Source organism: Mesorhizobium sp. M7A.F.Ca.CA.002.15.2.1 (genome assembly GCF_003998715.1).
GTDB lineage: Bacteria > Pseudomonadota > Alphaproteobacteria > Rhizobiales > Rhizobiaceae > Mesorhizobium > Mesorhizobium ciceri.
In genome coordinates this window covers 1-2,487 of record NZ_RZPI01000764.1, presented here as the reverse complement: position 1 = coordinate 2,487, position 2,487 = coordinate 1, and the positions used below count along the sequence as shown (strand labels likewise).

The following is a 2,487-nucleotide window of genomic DNA, read 5'->3' as shown; positions in this document are numbered from 1 at the left end:
GTGCCTTCGACATCATCCTGACCTCGATCCCCTACAAGGGAGAGATACTGACCCAGACGGCGCGCTACTGGTTCGAGGAAACCGCCGATATCTGTCCGAACCATGTTCTCGAATACCCCGACCCGAACGTCGTCGTCGGCACGAGGCTCGACATCCTGCCGGTCGAGATCGTCGTGCGCGGCTATCTGGCGGGAACCACCAGCACCTCGATCCTGACGCGCTACAAGCGCGGCGACCGCGACATGTACGGTATCCGCCTGCCGGACGGCCTGCGCGACAATGAAAAGCTGGCCGAGCCGATCATCACGCCGACCAGCAAGGCCGCGCATGGCGGCCATGACGAGCCGCTGTCGAAAGCCGAGATCCTCGAACAGGGTCTTCTCACGCAGGCGCAGTGGGACACCGTGTCCGGCTACGCTTTGCGGCTGTTCGCCCGTGGCCAGCAGCGCGCCACCGAGCGCGGCCTGATCCTGGCGGACACGAAGTACGAATTCGGCACCGACAGGAACGGGACCATCATTCTTGCCGATGAAATCCACACCCCGGACAGCAGCCGGTACTGGATCGCATCGAGCTACGAACAGGCGCTCGCCGACGGCAGCCGGCCGGAGAGTTTTGACAAGGATTTCGTCCGGTCGTGGGTCTCGGCGCGCTGCAACCCCTACAGCGACCCGATACCTGAGATACCGGCCGAGATCGTCGAACAGGCCTCGCATGTCTATGCGCAGGCCTATGAGGCGATCACCGGCAAGGAGTTCTCTCCGGACCTTTCCGGGAACAGCGTGCTCGATCGCATTCGCACGAACCTCAGGCGCTATTTCTGATCGATCTTCGCCGGGTGATGCGAACTGCCGTCCCATGGCCATGCCCAGGGTCTACGAACTCGGGTTAACCGGTCCTCGGAAACCTTCGCCGGTGTGTTGGCTGACGGAGCAAACGAAAAACCCGCCTGTGCGGCGGGTCACTGGCGCAAATCAGCACCATAGGCAAAAATGTACCATAGCTGAGGGCACCCAGTCAAGAAAAAATTCCTATCGTGAAAAAGCTGCCCGGCAAAAAGGCTGCCGACACCGCGCGCCGGCTGTCGCAGGTCTTTTGCCAGTCCGAGCCTGTGGCCATGCCGTGGCTCGTTGACCTTCTGGCGCCGTGACGATACGGGATCGAGGGCAGCCAGTCTCGAAGGATTTCTCGCATGGTGCACTACGCTGAAGGACGGCCGCTTGGCGATCTGACGCTGCGCACCCTGGCCATGCCTTCGGACGCCAATGCGGCCGGCGACATTTTCGGCGGCTGGGTGATGGCGCAGATGGACCTGGCCTGCGGCATCCGCGCCGCCGAGCGCGCCAAGGGCCGCGTGGTGACGGCGGCGGTGAAAGAGATGTCGTTCGCCAAGCCGATGAAGATCGGCGACACGCTGTGCATCTACACCCATGTCGAGCGCGTCGGCCGCACCTCGATGACGCTCAAGGTCGAGGCCTGGGCGCAGCGCTACCTCTCCGACCTGATGGAGAAGGTCACCCATGCGGATTTCGTCATGGTGGCGCTGGATGGCGAGGGCAAGCCGAAAGCGGTTCCCGCCGAAGGCTGAGGCAAGCCGAAAAATCAGAAGCGCACTTGCATCGTGGCGCGGACGCCCTGGTCGGCCGCCTTCTTCCCGAACTGACCGGAGTAGCTGATCCCCAGCGTGGTGCTGTCGGCGATCCGGAAATCGAGCCCGGCCCCGACGATGGCTGTATCCCTAGCGATCGGCACGCCGGCAATGGTGAAGAGGTCGCCACCGGCGAAGGCCATGTCTGCGGTCGGCGTGGTGTCGCCGAAGGCATGACGCCAGCCGAGCGTACCCTGCGCGGTTGCTTGCATTCCGCCGAGGTCGAAGCCGGCCGAGGCCCGCAAGCCGAGCGTGGTGAAGGTGGTCTCGGTGGTCGAGGCAGCGGATGTGAGTGCGGCGGCGCGCCCCTTTTCCGTGAAGCTGTCGGTGTGGAGGTTGACATAGGCGAGACTGGCGAAGGGCTCGAAGGCAGCCATGCGCGTCTCGAGGCGATAGCCGGCCTCACCGAAGACCTGCGCGGTGCCGGCATCGTATTTCGCCGTCAGCGCATCGACGAAGCCTGGAACGACGACGTTGCGGCTGGTGTCGATCCGGTTCCAGCTGTAGGCGACGCCGCCGCGCAGGCCGAGGCCGTCCCACTGTCTACCGCCATAAAGGCTGATGTGATAGGTGTCGCTGGAGCCGGAAGAGGCATGATCGTCGACGTCGAAACTGGCGTGGTTGTAGCCGGTCAGCAGGCCGACCCGCCAGGCTTCGCCGATCACGGTGTCGGCGCCGGCGAGGAAGCCGCCGGTGGAGCGGTCGAGGCCGGCGGCATTGCCGTCGCCGCTCGCCGTGCCCCAGGAGCCGAACGCCTGCCCCCACACGACGAAACGGCTGGTGTCAGCCTCGACCAGCTCCGGGCCGCCCTCGCCATAAGCCATCACTGGCATGGCGGG

The 2,487-nt window shown here is 64.7% G+C and carries 3 protein-coding genes; 2 read left to right on the top strand and 1 reads right to left on the bottom strand.

The window, feature by feature from the left end; all coding sequences use genetic code 11:
* The coding region (locus tag ENZ74_RS28920; protein WP_127313187.1) for a phosphoribosylaminoimidazolesuccinocarboxamide synthase at positions 1-824 on the top strand (824 nt) is incomplete at its 5' end.
* Positions 825-1,192: 368 nt separating this feature from the next.
* The gene (locus ENZ74_RS28915; protein WP_013530049.1) at positions 1,193-1,588 is read left to right on the top strand and encodes a hotdog domain-containing protein; all 396 of its coding nucleotides are present in this window, start codon (positions 1,193-1,195) and stop codon (positions 1,586-1,588) included.
* Positions 1,589-1,602: 14 nt separating this feature from the next.
* Here the strand turns inward: ENZ74_RS28915 and ENZ74_RS28910 are convergent.
* Positions 1,603-2,487 (bottom strand): autotransporter domain-containing protein (locus ENZ74_RS28910; RefSeq protein ID WP_127313186.1); only part of this gene is annotated, 885 nt, incomplete at its 5' end.

Coding starts and splice junctions, on each gene's coding strand:
- ENZ74_RS28915 (WP_013530049.1), top strand. CDS start 1,193: ATGGTGCACTACGCTGAAGGACGGCCGCTTGGCGATCTGACGCTGCGC.